Below are 18,681 nucleotides of genomic sequence, written 5' to 3'. Positions count from 1 at the left end.
TTATTCATGTGCTAAATAATATTTCCGTTCCGGCCTGCCGATAATGCCGTACTCTAATTCAGCGAGCGCTTCTTCCCGAGAAACGAGAAACTCGGCGTAGCGCCGCGCCGTTGTTCTGGAGGCGCCCATTTTTTCTCCCAGTTCTTCAGCCGTCATCCCTTTTTGGGCCGTTCTGAGCGCGTTTTTGATTTTTTGAAGCGTAATCGAATTAATGCCTGTCGGCAGATCATTGTGCTGTTTTTGTTCTTTCTGACCGCTTCCGAAAAACATGTCGATCACGGACTGGCTGAGCTCCGGCTGTGAGTGCAGCCATTCTCTTTTTTCACGGTACTGCAAAAGCACTTCTGTAAATTTATGTGCGGACACCGGTTTTATGACATAGTGGGAAACGCCTGATCTGAGCGCTTCCTGCAGCAGCCTTGTTTCGGCAGAAGCCGTAATAATGATGATATCAACGGAAGGAAAACGGCCGCGGATAAGCGGGAGCAGATCTGTCCCCAGCTCATCCGGCATATAAATATCCAAAAGCAGCAGATCAGGCTGCCGTTTCTCAAGCAGCGATATAGTGTCTTTGGCATTGATTGCTTTGCCGATGACATTGAATCCATCAAGATGTTCGATAAATTTTTCATGGATTTGCGCTATTCGAAAGTCGTCCTCTGCAATCGCGATGTTAATCACACCGATTCCCCCTTTGGCCTTTCTTTCGGTATAAACACCGTAAATACGGCACCGCCGCTCTTTTGCTGCGAAATCTCAATCGCTCCCTGCAATTCACTGACGGCTTCTTTCAGATTGGCTAAGCCGTATCCTCTCCTTGTCCCCTTTGAAGAGTAGCCCTTCTCAAATATGGTTTCTGTTTTTTCCTGAGGCACGCCGTCTCCTGAATCCGCCACTTCGATGACGATATCTCTGCCGATATCGGTCATAAAAAAGGCGACCTCTTTTTTCTCTTTTTCGGCGACAGCTTCGAAAGCGTTATCAATAAGATTTCCGATGATCGTAATGAGCTGGGATGAGCCCACATGCTCCGGCAGCGATTCTAAAAAGCTGTTTTCATCTATTGAAAGCTTCACTTTCTTCTCAGACGCCTTTCCCATTTTTCCTAATAGTATGGCCTGAACCCGCTGTGAATGAATGTTTTGAAAGAGGATTTCATGCTGTTCATTCTGGATGGCGTACTCTTCTTTTATCAGTTCAATGGCTTCATTATATTCTCCCAGCTCTAACAGACCGAGTATCGCGTAAAGCTTATTCGAGAATTCATGCGTTTGCGCCCGGAGATCCTCAGAGTATTTTTTCATTTCAGTCAGCTTGTTGATCAGTTTCTTGAGCTCCGTTTTTTCGCGGAAGCTGATCACCGCTCCGTATACTTGTCCGGTCTGCTTCATTTCTTTCACATTTAAGATAAATACTTTATCTCCGGCACGCACCTCCACGTTCGGCGGTATTTCTCCCCCTGCCAACACCGGCATGAGCTTTGCGCCCGGCATGATTTCTTTTATATGCCTTCCGATCATCGGTTCCGGAAGATTCAGCATATCAGCCGCAGATAAATTCATCATGGTTACCGCGCCTTCTTTGTTTACGGCGATAATCCCTTCTTTCATCGCAAGGAGCATCGCATTGCGTTCCCTGTACAGCGCTGCAATTTCATGCGGTTCAAGGCCGAGTGTATCTTTACGGATGCTTTTTGCGAGCGCCGCCGCTCCCCCGATGCCGATAAGAAACACCAAACATGCAAAATAGCCTAAATGCCGCAGATGCGCTTTCATATCTTTTTCTATCTCATCTTGTAGAAACTCGACTGTCACCGTTCCGACGACTTCGTTATGATTTTTTTCCTCCAAAATAACCGGGGCGCTTCCCCGGACGGCCTTCATTCCGTCGGAAACCGGAGACCCGCCGAACATGACGGTTTTGTTTTGCAGATTTTGATTTTCTTTCGGAATACTGCTTCGGGCCGAATGAAATGCAACATGCCCTTTTTGATCAGTGATGTAGACGGCGTGCGCGCCTGCCTGTTCTTTCATTTGTTCAATGACGTCTAACTTTGTAAAAGCCTCTTGATCCGCAAGCCGGAACGCCTCTTTTACGGGAGGCATATATGAAATGGTTTTTGCCGTTTGCACCGCCAGCTGTTCAGCCTGCTTCTGCCCTTCCTTTAATTGCTGAAAGGCAAATATAACCGTGAGCGTTCCGATGACAAGTATTAATAAAGCCGTAATTAATCCGGCGATTTTCATTTGCAGAGAGACATAAAACCGCTTCGCTTCCAACACAGCACCAGCCGTCCTTTCCTCCTAAAATCATACCATTTTTTAAATCTTTATTTCTCATTTTTGAGAATTTTCGTGATCTTTTTCTCTTGCGGCTTACCAAAAAGGTGATGATAGGTATATATTTACTTTTACACAATTGATATAACACATAAAAAAGACTGACCGAAGTCAGTCTGCAATCTATCAGGAAATTGTAACTCCCGCGCTTGCATATCCCGCCACTGTATTAATAAGCGAAAGGCCTGTCGCAGTGGCGGAGAATACCATTAACAGCCGGGTTTGAGGAGTTACCGCAATGTTCAGCCCTGTCGTGATTCCGTTGCTGATGCTGCCGATTGACAATACGCCGGTGAGGGGAGGAGCTAAAGTGACGGATGCTCCGGGGATCGGCGTGAACGTATTGTTCGGCACAGTAGAACTGTATAGTTGTGCGGTTATCGTAACAGTCGAGCCGACAAGCGACAGTGCTGCGGTTGTACTGAAATAGGCGGCAATTGATGTAATGGTTCCGCTTCTCGGAGCAGAAAAAGCAAAGTTCAGCAGAGTTCCTCCAGCCCCGGTAAGATCAATTACGCCTCCCCCTCCGACATTGACGCCCGTCACAGAATTGCCGAACCCGACAAGGCTCACCGTTCCGATTAATCCGCCGGCAATGGTCGTCACGGCAGTGGGAAGACCTGAAGCATAAGGAATGATCGCGCCTGCTCCGGTGATTCCAGTGGCTCCGGTGATCCCAGTTGCGCCTGTTACTCCGGTGGCGCCTGTTACTCCGGTTACTCCGGTTACTCCAGTTGCTCCCGTTACTCCGGTGGCTCCCGTTATCCCAGTATCCCCGGTTACTCCGGTAGCCCCTGTTACTCCGGTGGCGCCTGTTACTCCGGTTACTCCAGTTGCTCCCGTTACTCCGGTTACTCCCGTTACTCCGGTGGCTCCCGTTATTCCTGTCGCTCCTGTTACTCCGGTTACTCCAGTTGCTCCCGTTACTCCGGTTACTCCCGTTACTCCGGTTACTCCCGTTACTCCGGTGGCGCCTGTTACTCCGGTGGCGCCTGTTACTCCGGTTACTCCAGTTGCTCCCGTTACTCCGGTAGCCCCTGTTACTCCGGTGGCGCCTGTTACTCCGGTTACTCCAGTTGCTCCCGTTACTCCGGTGATCCCGGTTACTCCGGTGGCTCCCGTTATCCCAGTATCCCCGGTTACTCCGGTAGCACCTGTTACTCCGGTGGCGCCTGTTATTCCGGTTGCTCCAGTAGCACCTGTTACTCCGGTGGCGCCTGTTATTCCGGTTGCTCCAGTATCCCCGGTTGCTCCTGTTACTCCCGTTACCCCGGTTACTCCAGTTGATCCCGTTACTCCTGTGACTCCGGTGATCCCGGTGGCGCCTGTTTCTCCGGTTGCTCCCGTTATTCCTGTCGCTCCGGTTACTCCCGTTACCCCGGTGGCGCCTGTTACTCCAGTAGCTCCGGTGATCCCGGTTGCTCCCGTTACTCCGGTAGCACCTGTTACCCCGGTTGCTCCCGTTAATCCTGTAGCTCCTGTAGCTCCTGTTACTCCCGTTATCCCGGTTGCTCCGGTCAAGCCCGTTACTCCAGTAGCTCCGGTGATCCCAGTGGCTCCCGTTATCCCGGTGGCGCCTGTTACTCCGGTAGCACCTGTTACTCCGGTGGCGCCTGTTGCTCCGGTTACTCCCGTTACCCCGGTTGCTCCTGTTACTCCGGTGGCGCCTGTTACTCCGGTGGCGCCTGTTACTCCTGTTACTCCCGTTACCCCGGTTACTCCAGTGACTCCGGTGATCCCGGTTGCTCCGGTCAAGCCCGTTACTCCAGTAACTCCGGTTACCCCGGTTGCTCCTGTTACTCCCGTTACCCCGGTTACTCCAGTTGATCCCGTTACTCCTGTTACTCCGGTGGCGCCTGTTACTCCGGTGGCTCCCGTTACTCCAATCGCTCCGGTTACCCCAGTTACTCCGGTTACCCCAGTTACTCCGGTAGCTCCGGTGATCCCAGTTGCTCCAGTTATCCCAGTTGCTCCAGTAGCCCCGGTGGCTCCTGTTACTCCGGTAGCGCCTGTTACTCCGGTTACTCCAGTTGATCCCGTTACTCCAGTGACTCCGGTGATCCCGGTAGCGCCAGTATCCCCGGTTGCGCCTGTTACTCCGGTAGCTCCGGTGATCCCAGTGGCTCCAGTTATCCCAGTGACTCCAGTATCCCCGGTGGCTCCTGTTACTCCGGTCACTCCGGTCACTCCGGTTACCCCAGTCACTCCGGTAGCTCCGGTGATCCCAGTGGCTCCAGTTATCCCAGTGGCTCCAGTCAGCCCTGTTGCTCCGGTAGCGCCTGTTACTCCGGTTACTCCAGTTGATCCCGTTACTCCAGTGACTCCGGTGATCCCGGTAGCGCCTGTTACTCCGGTAGCGCCTGTTACCCCGGTGGCTCCCGTTACTCCCGTGGCGCCAGGATCTCCAGTGACTCCGGTGGCTCCCGTGGCACCGGTTACCCCAGTCGCGCCGGTATTCCCGGTCGAGCCCGTTGCTCCGGTAAGCCCCGTTGCTCCGGTAAACCCCGTTGCTCCGGTCAGCCCTGTTGCTCCAGTGAACCCCGTTGCTCCAGTGAACCCCGTTGCTCCGGTCAGCCCCGTTGCTCCGGTGCACCCCGTTGCTCCGGTGAATCCTCTTACATGAAAATGATTTGGATGACAGCATGGACACCATCTTTCATGACAGCAAGAGGTTTTGCAACAGAATTCTTCACAGCAATGGGCCCGTTTTTGATAACTGCGCCTTTGATTTCTTCTTTTATGTTGAAAATGACAGCAACAATCATTGCAATTCCGGCAGTCGTAATCCCAAGAGTCGTATCTGTTATACCAAGTATCTCCTTTTCTCATTACACCACCTCTATTTGCATAATATTTCCACGAAGAAAAAAGGTGTGGCAAAACCCCTTCTATTGGGCAAATTTTCAAATGGTCTTTAAGGCTGCATCATGCACAGCTTTTTTCACAGAAAAAAAGACCTAACTGTGCATAAGTCAGGTCTTTCATCTTTAAAATATCAGTCTGCTGTTATCATTAGGTTGTCGGGAAACTTATGCTGTTAAAATCGATATTGAGAGCAGTTGCTGCCGTTAAATTATTAGCAGTTGTTAAAATAATCCTTAGCTGGTACGTGTTTGTTCCTGCGGTCGGCGCAGTATCCACTGTTGTGTCCGCAATCGAAAAACTTTCCGTAGCTGCGGTAGTATTAGTTCGCGACAGAGTTCTTGTATGAATTTGTACTGTTCCCCTATATAATCTCACCTCAAAAACAAAGTTTGAATTGGCTGCAGATGTTTTCGCGACACTGAGGGCATAATCAAGCTTTACATTCTGCAAAGCATTAACTGGGATTGCCAGCGTAGCAACGGGAACTTCTGTATTTAACGGCGGGTAAACAGTAAGCGGCCCGTTGGTTCTTGTGAAGAGCAAGGCCGGTGTACTGCCTGTGGCGCCGGTTGCACCAGTCGGGCCGGTTACTCCGGTTGCACCGGTTACACCAGTCGGGCCGGTTATGCCTGTCAAGCCGGTTGTGCCGGTTGCTCCTGTTGCTCCTGTTGGACCCGTTAGGCCTGTTGTACCTGTCGCTCCTGTTACTCCAGTTGAGCCGGTTGCACCTGTTACTCCGGTTACTCCGGTTGCTCCGGTTGCACCTGTTGCTCCTGTTATTCCGGTTGAGCCTGTTGATCCGGTTGATCCTGTTGGGCCGGTTGAGCCTGTCGATCCCGTTGCTCCGGTTATTCCTGTTGACCCTGTTACACCGGTTGCGCCGGTTTCTCCCGTTGCACCAGTTTCTCCTGTTGGGCCAGTAACCCCTGTTGGTCCAGTCACACCGGTTGGGCCCGTCGCGCCTGTTATTCCAGTTAGCCCGGTTGCACCTGTTGCTCCTGTTATCCCCGTTGCTCCAGTCACTCCAGTTGCTCCGGTTATTCCTGTTGACCCAGTTACACCGGTTGCGCCGGTTTCTCCCGTTGCCCCAGTTTCTCCTGTTGGACCCATGATTCCGGTTGGACCCGTTTCTCCCGTTGAACCTGTTACTCCAGTTGGGCCGGTTGCTCCGGTCGAACCTGTTACACCTGTTGGGCCAGTTGAACCCGTTATGCCAGTCGATCCTGTTGCTCCTGTTACTCCGGTTGGACCGGTCTCTCCCGTTGCTCCTGTTACTCCGGTTGGACCCGTGATTCCGGTTGGGCCGGTTTCTCCTGTCGCTCCAGTTACTCCCGTTGCTCCAGTCACACCCGTTGGACCGGTTGGGCCTGTTACTCCCGTTGGGCCGGTTGCTCCGGTCGAACCTGTTACACCTGTTGGGCCTGTTACACCGGTCAAGCCGATTGCTCCGGTTGGACCCGTTTCTCCCGTTGAACCTGTTACACCTGTTGGGCCTGTTACACCGGTCAAGCCGATTGCTCCGGTTGGACCCGTTTCTCCCGTTGAACCTGTTACTCCAGTTGGGCCGGTTGCTCCAGTTATTCCCGTTGCGCCGGTCGCCCCGGATGCACCCGTCGCTCCGGTTGCTCCGGTTATACCCGTTACCCCAGTCGCTCCGGTTGCTCCGGTTGAGCCAGTTTCTCCAGTTGCACCGGTTGAGCCAGTTGGGCCTGTCGATCCCGTTGGACCGGTCTCTCCCGTTGGGCCGGTTTCTCCAGTCATTCCGGTTGAACCCGTGGTTCCGGTTGCTCCAGTAGCTCCGGTATCCCCGGTCGAGCCAGTTTCTCCGGTTGACCCAGTAACTCCAGTTGGACCGGTTGCTCCTGTCGGTCCTGTTGCACCCGTTTCTCCCGTTGAACCTGTTACTCCAGTTGGGCCGGTTGCTCCGGTCGAACCTGTTACACCAGTTGGGCCGGTTGAACCCGTTATGCCAGTCGATCCTGTTACTCCGGTTGGACCGGTCTCTCCCGTTGGGCCGATTTCTCCAGTTACCCCCGTTGCCCCTGATGGGCCGGTTTCTCCAGTTACACCGGTTGCGCCGGTTTCTCCCGTTGCCCCAGTTTCTCCTGTTGGACCCATGATTCCGGTTGGACCCGTTTCTCCCGTTGAACCTGTTACTCCGGTTGAGCCCGTGGTTCCAGTTTCTCCTGTTGGCCCTGTTGCGCCGGTTGGGCCCGTTACTCCGGTTGAGCCAGTCGCGCCGGTTATCCCAGTTGGACCAGTTTCTCCGGTTGCCCCAGTTTCTCCTGTTGGGCCTGTTACACCAGTCGAGCCGGTTGTTCCTGTTACTCCAGTCATTCCGGTTGCTCCTGTTGAGCCAGTCTCTCCAGTTTCTCCGGTTGAACCCGTTGCTCCGATTGGACCGGTCTCTCCAGTTACCCCCGTTGCCCCTGTTGGGCCGGTTACTCCAGTAGCTCCGGTTGCCCCGGTCGAGCCTGTTTCTCCGGTTGCTCCAGTTACTCCCGTTGCACCAGTTTCTCCCGTTACACCTGTTACTCCGGTTGAACCCGTTGCTCCGGTTGGGCCTGTTGCTCCTGTTGATCCGGTTACTCCCGTCGCCCCGGTTGGTCCCGTTTCTCCTGCTGGGCCGGTTACTCCAGTAGCTCCGGTTGCCCCGGTCGAGCCAGTTTCTCCGGTTGGTCCTGTCGGTCCTGTTGCTCCTGTTATCCCCGTTGCTCCAGTCTCCCCAGTTGCCCCGGTTGCTCCTGTCGCGCCTGTTACCCCCGTTGCACCGGTTGAGCCTGTTACTCCTGTTGATCCGGTTACTCCCGTCGCCCCGGTTGTTCCGGTTGAGCCAGTTGGGCCTGTTGAGCCAGTTACACCTGTTGCTCCTGTCGATCCGGTTATCCCCGTTGCCCCAGTCACTCCTGTTGAACCGGTTGAACCAGTTGGTCCTGTCGATCCGGTTATCCCCGTCGCCCCGGTTGCTCCTGTTACACCCGTTGGACCTGTTGAGCCGGTTGCTCCTGTCGCGCCAGTCGCTCCAGTTGCTCCGGTTTCTCCTGTTGAGCCAGTAACCCCTGTTGGTCCAGTCACACCGGTTGGGCCCGTCGCGCCTGTTATTCCAGTTAGCCCGGTTGCACCAGTTGCTCCGGTTGCCCCGGTCGAGCCTGTTTCTCCTGTTGGCCCTGTTACACCGGTTTCTCCGGTTGTGCCTGTTACTCCTGTTGCACCAGTCGATCCAGTTGGACCTGTTACACCAGTTGAGCCCGTGACCCCAGTTGGGCCGGTTTCTCCGGTTGAACCAGTCACTCCCGTTAAACCAGTTGACCCTGTTATTCCGGTCGAGCCTGTTAATCCGGTTACACCAGTTACCCCAGTCGATCCTGTTGCTCCGGTTTCTCCAGTTATTCCCGTTGCGCCGGTCGCCCCGGATGCACCCGTTGCTCCGGTTGAACCGGTTTCTCCCGTTGAGCCAGTCGGTCCGGTTATTCCTGTTGACCCAGTTACACCGGTTGGGCCGGTTGGGCCGGTTGGGCCTGTCGATCCCGTTGCTCCGGTTTCTCCTGTTACACCTGTTGGGCCGGTTGGACCCGTGATTCCGGTTGGGCCGGTTTCTCCGGTCGCCCCAGTTACTCCCGTTGCTCCAGTCACACCCGTTGGACCGATTGGGCCTGTTACTCCTGTTGGGCCCGTTGCGCCGGTTTCTCCTGTTGAGCCAGTAACCCCTGTTGGTCCAGTCACACCGGTTGGGCCCGTCGCGCCTGTTACCCCCGTTTCTCCGGTTGGGCCGGTTGATCCGGTTATACCAGTTGGGCCTGTTGAGCCAGTTACACCTGTTGCTCCAGTCACTCCCGTTGCACCAGTCACTCCCGTTGCACCTGTTACTCCGATTGAGCCGGTTATCCCCGTCGCCCCGGTTTCTCCTGTCGCTCCCGTGACCCCAATCGGGCCAGTCACACCAGTTGCTCCGGTTGAGCCTGTAGATCCAGTTGGACCGGTCTCTCCAGTTGCGCCGATTTCTCCAGTTACACCCATTGCCCCTGTTGGGCCGGTTGAGCCTGTCGATCCCGTTGCCCCTGTTATTCCGGTTGAGCCTGTAGATCCGGTTGGACCGGTTTCTCCCGTTACACCCGTTACCCCAGTTACTCCGGTCGCTCCTGTTACTCCCGTTACACCCGTTTCACCGGTTGGGCCGGTTGAGCCTGTCGCCCCAGTTACTCCTGTTGTCCCAGTTACCCCAGTCGCTCCTGTCGATCCCGTTGCACCGGTTGATCCGGTTTCTCCGGTTGAGCCGGTTACTCCCGTCGCCCCGGTTTCTCCGGTTGAACCAGTTGGGCCTGTTACACCAGTCGAGCCGGTTGGGCCGGATTCTCCAGTCGATCCGGTTACTCCCGTCGCTCCAGTTTCTCCTGTTGAACCAGTTACACCTGTTGCACCGGTTTCTCCGGTTGAGCCAGTAATCCCTGTTGCTCCTGTTGATCCGGTTGCACCTGTTGCTCCAGTTAAGCCCGTGACCCCAGTTGGGCCGGTTGATCCTGTTGACCCTGTTGGGCCTGTTGAGCCAGTTACACCTGTTGCTCCAGTCACTCCCGTTGCACCGGTTTCTCCGGTTGAGCCTGGCGATCCAGTTGGACCGATCTCTCCCGTGGGTCCAGTTGATCCTGCTGCACCAGTAACTCCAGTTGAACCTGTCGACCCTGTTGGCCCGGTTGGACCGGTTGATCCCGTTGCTCCTGTTACTCCCGTTGGACCGGTAGATCCGGTTATCCCCGTCGCCCCGGTGACTCCTGTTGCTCCAGTCACTCCGGTTGGTCCCGTTGCTCCAGTTGAACCAGTTGAACCTGTTCCCCCGGTTGGGCCAGTTTCTCCGGTTGAGCCGGTTACTCCTGTGGCACCAGTCGCTCCTGTTATCCCCGTTGACCCAGTCACTCCCGTTACACCGGTTGGGCCGGTTTCTCCGATTGAACCTGTTGCTCCGGTTATTCCTGTTGACCCTGTTACACCGGTCGCTCCGGTTTCTCCTGTTGACCCTGTTACACCGGTTGAGCCCGTTACACCAGTTGGACCCGTTACTCCGGTTAGGCCGGTTTCTCCAGTCGCCCCTGTTACTCCAGTTGAGCCCGTGGTTCCGGTTGCTCCTGTTGATCCTGTTGATCCCGTTGCTCCTGCTGGGCCGGTTTCTCCAGTAGCTCCAGTATCCCCGGTCGAGCCAGTTTCTCCGGTTGCTCCTGTCGGTCCTGTTGCTCCTGTTATTCCGGTTGAGCCTGTTGATCCGGTTGGACCGGCCTCTCCCGTTGGGCCGGTTTCTCCAGTTACCCCCGTTGCCCCTGTTGCGCCGGTTGGGCCAGTTTCTCCAGTTGCACCGGTTACACCAGTCGAACCGGTTGAGCCGGTTACTCCAGTCATTCCGGTTGAACCCGTGGTTCCGGTTGCTCCAGTAGCTCCGGTATCCCCGGTCGAGCCTGTTGCTCCTGTTGGCCCTGTTACACCAGTTTCTCCGGTTGTGCCTGTTACTCCTGTTGCTCCTGTCGATCCGGTTATCCCCGTTGCCCCAGTCACTCCTGTTGAACCGGTTGAACCAGTTGGTCCTGTCGATCCGGTTATCCCCGTCGCCCCGGTTTCTCCTGTTACACCGGTTGGGCCCGTCGCGCCTGTTATTCCAGTTAGCCCGGTTGCACCAGTTGCTCCGGTTGCCCCGGTCGAGCCTGTTTCTCCTGTTGGCCCTGTTACACCGGTTTCTCCGGTTGTGCCTGTTACTCCTGTTGCACCAGTCGATCCAGTTGGACCTGTTACACCAGTTACACCGATCGCTCCGGTTGCGCCAGTCGATCCAGTTGGACCTGTTACACCAATTGAGCCCGTGACCCCAGTTGGGCCGGTTTCTCCGGTTGAACCAGTCACTCCCGTTAAACCAGTTGACCCTGTTGGACCAGTTGCCCCTGTTATTCCGGTCGAGCCTGTTAATCCGGTTACACCAGTTACCCCAGTCGATCCTGTTGCTCCGGTTTCTCCAGTTATTCCCGTTGCGCCGGTCGCCCCGGATGCACCCGTTGCTCCGGTTGAACCGGTTTCTCCCGTTGAGCCAGTCGGTCCGGTTATTCCTGTTGACCCAGTCACTCCCGTTGCACCGGTTACTCCTGTTGCGCCAGTCGCTCCTGTTATCCCCGTTGGGCCGGTTTCTCCCTTTGAGCCTGTCGGGCCGGTTGACCCTGTTGGACCTGTTGCTCCTGTTACTCCAGTTGAGCCCGTTGAGCCAGTCGCGCCAGTTGCTCCGGTTGAACCTGTCACTCCCGTTGAACCAGTTGAGCCTGTTGATCCGGTTACACCAGTTACCCCAGTCGATCCAGTTGCACCGGTTGCTCCTGTTGAGCCAGTCGCGCCAGTTGGACCCGTTACTCCGGTCGCTCCTCTTGCCCCGGTTGAACCAGTTGCTCCCGTTGCACCAGTTACTCCGGTCGCTCCTCTTGCTCCGGTCACTCCTGTGGGGCCCGTCACTCCAGTGGGGCCCGTCACTCCAGTGGGACCTGTAATTCCTGTTACGCCAGGTTCACCCCCGGTTGGCGCCAATGAAACGTCATCTATTAAAACCGTTCCGGAAGAAACTTTACTTAATACAATGACGGCAGAGGCCGCGCCAGAAGGCACACTGCTTGTTTTATAGATTTCAGACCATGTGTGAAAGAGCACGTTCGGCAAATTTCCGGGTGTGATATTTTCTTGAATGGAACTGATTTGTTCACCTGCTGCGCTGACATAGATGATCTGGAGAGTGACTTGGGGACTTGGCTCATTTCCGAGCGTTGCGAGTGATACGAATAGAGTCACTGACTTGGCTGAAATGGGAACGATTTGACTGAGGTAAGCATATGGCTGAGCTCCAATAAATTGCGCAGAATATCTCCCTGAATGTGCAAACAAACTGTTAATCTGGGTATTTGCCGAGCTCCAGCCCGCTAATGTGCCGGTTTCAAAGCTCCCGTTTATAATCGGATTATTCATTCAATCTTTTTCCCTCTCCTTCCCGTTGTTGACCGTCTTACTTATTAAGACAGCATATTAATACGGGCTGTGTTTTGACAACCTAAATAAAAAAGGTGATTTCTTTTCATCACCTTAATCCGATCCTTGAATGGGGAATCCCGTCGCAATGAGGGAGCGGTTTGCCGCTGCGACTTGTGTTACGTAGTTCGAAGAAAGGACGGATAAATAGAGCTGATACGCGGCTGTTTCATCCGCCTTCATTTCGTCGATGTACGTAAAAGGAATTCCTATGATTTGTCCGCCTGAAGAAAAGAGGTTCCTCTCTTGTCTCTGTGTTTGTATCGTTACGCCATTTCTTTGCAGCTCGACAGCTAAGACCAATGAGAAATGAGACGCAAGCGGATCTAATTCCACATTTACTTGTATGACGGCATCCGTTTTCACCAATTGATCTGTCGGCGCAGCTATCACTGTGCTTAACACGTTTATCGGTGTTCCTTCTAACGGAAGCGTCATTAGGTCTGCTGTATTTTGAAAAGCTACCGCAGGAACCGCTCCCGGCGGCCCCTCAGGCCCCGGGGGACCGGGCGGACCCTCAGGCCCCGGGGGACCGGGCGGACCCGCCTCCCCTTGCGGACCGCGGGAGCCGGCGGGTCCTCTTTTGCCTTCCGGACCTCGCAGCCCGGGTACGCACAAGGCAGATCGATTTTCATCTGAAGACGGAAACCGTTTTTCCGTCCCTGTTTCCGGACTTTCAAGTTCACATGGTAATTGTTCATACCGGCGTTTCATATGTCTGCTCATATATTTGTAAGGTTTCTGTTTCAATATCATGTATTGATTACGGCCGCTGCTCATATTATCACCCCGGCAATATTCTATTCGCACTGAAGTCATCATGTGCAGGCCCTTCCCATTCCTTACAGAAATAAAAAAAGGCAGACCTGAGTCTGCCTTTTTTCTTCTACCATAACCCTAATACTTTCCACCATAATCCGCCGATCACAAGCCATGTCACAATATGGACGATTGACAGGATAAAGCCGATGGACCACCATTTGCTTTGCGATATATAACCCGCTCCGAAAAAGACCGGAGCCGCTCCTGATCCGTAATGCGTCGTCGAACCGAAAAGGTTGCTGAAAAACGCCAGGCTGAGCGCCGCCAACAGCGGCGGAGCGCCTGCCGCCACGATGACGGCGAGAAATGCCGCATACATGGCGCTGATATGCGCGGTTGCGCTCGCAAAGAAGTAATGCGTGTAATAATACACGACAATCAGAATCATAAATGCCACAATCCATGAAAAACCGGAAACAGATGATTTCATCATATTGCTGAACCAAGACACCATGCCGAGCTCATTCAGGAAATTCGCCAGCATCACAAGCGCCGCGAACCAAGTCAGCGTATCCCATGCACCTTGTTCTTTTTTGATGTCCTCCCATGTTAATACCTGTGACAAAAGCAAAACGGATAATCCGATCAGGGCCGTCGTCGTTGCGTCGATATTTAAGCTTCCTCCGAAAATCCACAGCGCAAGCACCAATAAAAAGACGATAACCATGGAGAGTTCGGATTTTTTAAACGGACCCATTTCTTTCAATTTTTCCGTTGCGATTTTAGCCGCGTCCGGTGTTTCTTTAATTTCCGGCGGATACAGCTTATAAATGACCAGCGGCGTAATGATTAAGCTCGCCAATCCCGGTACAATGGCCGCGATTGCCCAGCCTGTCCATGTGATGTCCACCCCTGCGACATCGTGGGCCAGCTTGGCGATCAGCGGGTTCGCCGCCATTGCCGTCAAAAACATCGCAGACGTAATTAAGTTTCCTTGAAAACCGGTTTTTAATAAGAAAGCGCCGATTTTCCGCTCTGTTCCGTCTGCCGGCGTTGATCCGAAAGTTTCGGATAATGATCTGATAATAGGAAAAATAATGCCGCCCGCCCGTGCCGTGTTGCTCGGAATGGCAGGTGATAAAATTAAATCACTGAAAAGCAGTGAATAAGAAAGGCCGAGTGTTTTCTTCCCGAACCGTTGTACGAATACGTAAGAAATCCTGGCGCCGAGCCCGGTTTTGATAAATCCCCGGGAAATAAAAAAGGCGATGACAATCAGCCAGATTGTCTTGTTTCCAAATCCGCTTAACGTATTTTCAATAGATAGCGTTCCCGTTAACGCGGTGACTGCCAATGCAAAAATTGCAATTGCGCCCATTGGCAAGGGCTTGGAGATAAAGCCGATAATTGTTGCGACAAAAATAGCGAACAAATGCCATGCTTTAGGTTCAAGTCCGGACGGCGCGGGAATAAACCAAATGATTAATCCCACAGCAACAGTAATAAGCAAAGGAATGATTTTTACTGCCTGCTGTTTTTTTGCGTCTTTTTCTGAAGCCATTACAGGTCTCCTCCTATTTTGTTGTCTTCCATCCCCTATCCCATTTTACTACTTAACTAAGTTAATAAACGTTTTTGTTAATTAAAAAACACAAAGGAATATTTTCCTTTGTGCTTCTTGTTTATTATTTTAATATACCCGACCCGGCTTTAGATATAACATCTGATTTTACATTTGATGATGAGCCGATGGAACCGTGCAATGATGGTGTCCAGCCGACGGACTGACTTAATCCGTTGGCGGCTGACGCGTTGATGGAGGCGCCGTTTAAAAGAGTGCCGTCTTCATGAAGCGCTTTTCCGCCGCTGAAGACGCTGATGACTTTATCAGCAGCCAGTCCCGGCACTTCAAAGACATTATTCTGGGCATATATTTTTGACGCGTGGCCCGCGCCCCACGCATAGCTGAACGGGTATGCGGCGCTTTTAGAGCCTGCGTAAAAATTATTATAAATATGAACCTGCCCGTACCGGACCCGCGGTGCGCGCTGGACGATGTTCTGGTAATAGTTATGGTGAAGGGTCACCTTCAGTTTTCCTTCATCCGACGTCTTGCTGTCGCTGTTTCCGATGACGGAGCCTTTGTCATGGTCATGATATTTATTATAGGACAATGTAATATAATTCGCCCCGTTGGCTATATCCGTCTGGCCGTCATGATGCTGATATTTTCTTCCGTAATAGTAGGGAAAACCGCTGTCGGGATTCGATCCGTCATTAAAGGTGCAATGATCGATCCAGATATGCGTCGCGCCGTTAATGGTGATATTGTCATATTCCGAGTTCCAGTTGCCGCTGCTGCCGTCCGTCGGGTCCCATTGCGGAAAATAGTCGTAAGCGTCTTGAAATTCAATGTTGCGGATGATGACATTGTCGACGCCGTTCTTTATATTAAAACTTCCGCCTGTCACTTTGGCATTTGAACCCGAGCCGATGATCGTCGTATTTGAAGGAATGTCAACCACGACCCGTGCCTTCTGGTTTTTTTGCGATCGCTGTCTGGCGTCTTCCTGGGTGCCTGACGGCGCTTTTTTTCCCCATTTGTCCGGGTCGTACGCCTTCAGATAGGCGTTGAGATCATATGCCGGATCTTTATAATCATTAAAGCCGAGCGTTTTATTGCGGTCGTCCGTATTCATATTGATTGTGCCTTGTATGTAAATAATCTTCGGTGTGCTGTTGGCGCTTCCCCCTAATGCAGAAACGAGCTGCTGTCTGTTTGATACGGTGTATACATTCGATGAAGAGGCTTTCGCGCCGCCGGTTGTCCCGCCGGAAGCGGCTCCCCAGCCGTCATTTGTTCCTAACGTCTGCCGTCCCAGATCAGCGGCATAGACGTCCGCAGGGATCATACATAAACAAATCGCCAGCATAAGTAACATTTTTTTCATGAATTGTGCTCCTCCTGATTCCGTATTCCAATTTATTACAATTGAATTGTATCAAATCAGTTGAGAAACAGCACCGAAAATGTACAGAATGTGCCTTTCGGTTTTATTGCGGAAACCGCAAAAAAATCCCAAGGGACCGAAACCCCCTTGGGATCTGTTCAGCTTACGCCCATGATTTCACTTTTTCGTTATCCGTGACAAACAGAAGAACTTTTCCTTCATCTAAGCGCTTTTCAAATTGTGATGCTTCCTCTTCTGAAAAGCCGATTTCGTGAATTTTGTTGCGGAGCTCGTCGCCTTTTTTATTAAACATATTGCCGACTGCGTGTTTAATGCCCGTTTCTTTCGCTCCGATGGTATTGACATCAGTATTATCTGCCAGGCGGTCCGTTCTGTCGTCATCATGAGAAAGCACATATACGTCTTCTTTTGCGACACCCAATTGCTGAAGCTCTTTTACGTCCTGCATCAGTTTTTGATCATTTGTATATTCTCTTACTACCGGTTTCATTGATAAGTCCTCCCTTTTGTTTTTGTATATTGGATGTTTACCCGCTCAACCAAAGGTCAAACAAAAGAAAGAGAGTTCCGTGAAAAAACGGGCAGATTGTCGGTGGATATTTTCTGGCGGGACATGTTACAGTAGGGAAAGCTACTTTTATCAGAAAAGTAAAAATCTTCATGAGCCGATTAAGCAGGGAGGTGGTTCCTATTCATTACTTTTCACCGGAACAGCGATTTAACGCTTGGGTTGTCAGTGATTTAGTGAAGCAGGTATTCCGCCGGCATACCCGCTGCCCGGATGGAATAAAAGAGCTTACGGCCTTTGCTGAAGATACTTTTCATATTAATATCGATTTCGTTTTCTCTATCATTATCAATATCGGTGATATCGAATCCGTTCTGCCGACAGAAATTGAAAATAGGCTGGGTTCTTATCTGACCGCGCTTCAGCCCGTGATTACCGCTGACATGCTTCATTCCTCAAAAACGAATGCCTATGAATATTTGGAACATGAGAAAAACACCGATGTGTACCGGTTATTCTATTAAATATGCATATAAGGAAAGAAGGGCCCTGGCCCTTCTTTTTTTATGACCGCTGATGGTTTGATTTTGTAATCGGGAAATGGTTCGTGTTACATTTGGAACAACCACTTATCTTGAAGGAGGATTCAGTATGCCGAATAATCAGCAGCAAATTCAATTGGCAAGACGCCCCAAAGGCGTTCCCGCCCATGACGATTTCCGCTTTGAAACGATTGCCGTGCCCGAACCGAAAGACGGCGAAGTGCTTGTAAAAACGAGTTATGTGTCCGTTGATCCGTACATGCGCGGACGGATGCAGGATACAAAATCATATGTAGAGCCGTTCGCTTTAGATGAAGCCATAACAGGCGGAGTGATTGCCGAGGTTCTGACAGACGGCGATCAGCTGAAAAAAGGAGATGTTGTGATCGGAAATCTCGCGTGGCAGGAATATTCAGCCGTCAATGAGTCCGCCCTCCGCAAGTTGGATACGGATATCGCACCCGCCCAGGCGTATCTCGGCATTTTAGGGATGACCGGACTGACCGCTTACTTCGGGCTGCTCGACATCGGCCGTCCGAAAAAAGGCGAAACCGTCGTCGTTTCAGGCGCGGCGGGCGCCGTCGGCTCAACAGTCGGACAGATTGCCAAAATCAAAGGCGCGCGGGTTGTCGGCATCGCCGGATCTGATGAAAAAATCGCGTATTTGAAAGAGGAGCTTCAATTTGATGAAGCCATTAATTACAAAACGGCGGATGATATTCAAAAAGCGCTGGAACAGGCATGTCCCGACGGCGTCGATGTCTATTTTGACAATGTCGGCGGACCGATTTCAGATGCGGTGATAAACCTGCTGAATGAATTCGCCCGCATTCCGGTATGCGGAGCGATCTCTTCATATAATACCGAAAGTGAAGAGGAAGACATGGGCCCCCGCGTACAGCCGAAGCTGATCAAAACAAAAGCGCTGATGCAGGGATTCATCGTCGGTGATTATGCTGACCGCTTTTCCGAAGGCGCGAAACAATTGGCCGAATGGCTCAAGGACGGGAAGCTTCATTATGAAGAAACGATTACGGAAGGATTCAGCCATATTCCAGACGCCTTTCTCGGCCTGTTTAAAGGAGAAAACAAAGGCAAACAGATCATCAAAGTCAGTGATCTAAGTTAACATGATGATGAAAAAAGGAGGGCTTTGTCCCCTCCTTTTGCTTTTTCGCATCAGCCGCGAAGAATCAAAGTCAGAAAGCCGTCTTCATCAGGCTCCGTATCTTCCAAAGTGAATCCCGCTGCTTGAAAGCAGGCTAAACTGATTTGATTGTCTATTTCGATGCTTGCCGCCCATTCCCGCACGCCGGTAAACCCAGGGTCAGTCAGCAGTTTTTGCAAAATCTGTTTTCCGTACCCTTGAAGCTGGTACAAAGGATTGACGATCAATCCGATATACGCCCGTTCCTCCACAAACTCTATAGAGACCATTCCTGCCGGAAGCTGCCCGTCATATGCCATAATCACAGTATCGTCTTCATCTTTATTCAATCGTGCATACCACGCGTCTAATGGCAGCAGCGCATCCATTCTCCGTCTGATGTTATCGTTCTTAAACCAGTGTTCAAGTATTTTCAGCTCACGTTCCTTCAATATTTGAAATCGGTCTATTGAACCCATCTTCCCACTCCCCCGCCCGAACCTTT

The 18,681-nt window shown here is 52.2% G+C and carries 12 protein-coding genes; 3 read left to right on the top strand and 9 right to left on the bottom strand.

From position 1 onward, the window contains the following. The 3 genes from U2H13_RS03985 to U2H13_RS03975 form a co-directional block, all read right to left on the bottom strand. Complete coding sequence (locus U2H13_RS03985) at positions 1-681, bottom strand: response regulator (RefSeq protein WP_046559422.1); 681 nt, start codon at positions 679-681, stop codon at positions 1-3. Beyond that, positions 678-2,282: a sensor histidine kinase gene (locus U2H13_RS03980; RefSeq protein ID WP_109566781.1), complete on the bottom strand. Its 1,605-nt coding sequence runs from the start codon at positions 2,280-2,282 to the stop codon at positions 678-680. Before U2H13_RS03980 ends, U2H13_RS03985 begins: the two co-directional genes overlap by 4 nt. 183 nt (positions 2,283-2,465) lie before the next feature. Beyond that, positions 2,466-4,544: an exosporium glycoprotein BclB-related protein gene (locus U2H13_RS03975; protein ID WP_376700683.1), complete on the bottom strand. Its 2,079-nt coding sequence runs from the start codon at positions 4,542-4,544 to the stop codon at positions 2,466-2,468. A gap of 414 nt (positions 4,545-4,958) precedes the next feature. Here U2H13_RS03975 and U2H13_RS03970 point away from each other — a divergent pair, with 414 nt between their 5' ends. Further along, positions 4,959-5,300, top strand: coding sequence for a hypothetical protein (locus tag U2H13_RS03970; RefSeq protein WP_376700682.1), 342 nt, complete (start codon positions 4,959-4,961; stop codon positions 5,298-5,300). Between the two features lie 51 nt (positions 5,301-5,351). Here U2H13_RS03970 and U2H13_RS03965 read toward each other — a convergent pair whose 3' ends face one another. The 5 genes from U2H13_RS03965 to U2H13_RS03945 form a co-directional block, all read right to left on the bottom strand. Then, positions 5,352-12,185, bottom strand: coding sequence for an NTTRR-F1 domain (locus tag U2H13_RS03965; RefSeq protein WP_376700681.1), 6,834 nt, complete (start codon positions 12,183-12,185; stop codon positions 5,352-5,354). Positions 12,186-12,299: 114 nt separating this feature from the next. Next, positions 12,300-13,025, bottom strand: coding sequence for a hypothetical protein (locus U2H13_RS03960; RefSeq protein ID WP_376700680.1), 726 nt, complete (start codon positions 13,023-13,025; stop codon positions 12,300-12,302). Between the two features lie 106 nt (positions 13,026-13,131). After that, a complete protein-coding gene (locus U2H13_RS03955) occupies positions 13,132-14,568 on the bottom strand; it encodes an anion permease (protein WP_121984626.1) in 1,437 nt (478 codons plus the stop codon). A 124-nt stretch (positions 14,569-14,692) separates the two neighbouring features. After that, complete coding sequence (locus tag U2H13_RS03950; protein WP_376700679.1) at positions 14,693-15,958, bottom strand: polysaccharide lyase family 1 protein; 1,266 nt, start codon at positions 15,956-15,958, stop codon at positions 14,693-14,695. Positions 15,959-16,121: 163 nt separating this feature from the next. Beyond that, entirely contained in the window at positions 16,122-16,469 is a 348-nt protein-coding gene (locus U2H13_RS03945; RefSeq protein WP_003155650.1) for a general stress protein, read from the bottom strand. Positions 16,470-16,660: 191 nt separating this feature from the next. Here U2H13_RS03945 and U2H13_RS03940 point away from each other — a divergent pair, with 191 nt between their 5' ends. Continuing rightward, positions 16,661-17,011 (top strand): DUF3212 family protein, encoded by a 351-nt coding sequence (locus tag U2H13_RS03940; RefSeq protein WP_050569580.1) that lies wholly within the window; start codon positions 16,661-16,663, stop codon positions 17,009-17,011. Between the two features lie 127 nt (positions 17,012-17,138). After that, the gene (locus U2H13_RS03935; protein WP_121984625.1) at positions 17,139-18,158 is read left to right on the top strand and encodes an NADP-dependent oxidoreductase; all 1,020 of its coding nucleotides are present in this window, start codon (positions 17,139-17,141) and stop codon (positions 18,156-18,158) included. A 50-nt stretch (positions 18,159-18,208) separates the two neighbouring features. Here the strand turns inward: U2H13_RS03935 and U2H13_RS03930 are convergent, their stop codons facing one another. Then, entirely contained in the window at positions 18,209-18,655 is a 447-nt protein-coding gene (locus tag U2H13_RS03930) for a GNAT family N-acetyltransferase (RefSeq protein ID WP_121984624.1), read from the bottom strand. Positions 18,656-18,681 lie beyond the last annotated feature (26 nt).

The sequence above is a fragment of the Bacillus sp. A1 genome (genome assembly GCF_042296235.1).
Classification (GTDB): domain Bacteria; phylum Bacillota; class Bacilli; order Bacillales; family Bacillaceae; genus Bacillus; species Bacillus velezensis.
The sequence above is the reverse complement of the archived record's forward strand: the minus strand, read 5'-3'. Positions and strand labels throughout refer to the sequence as shown.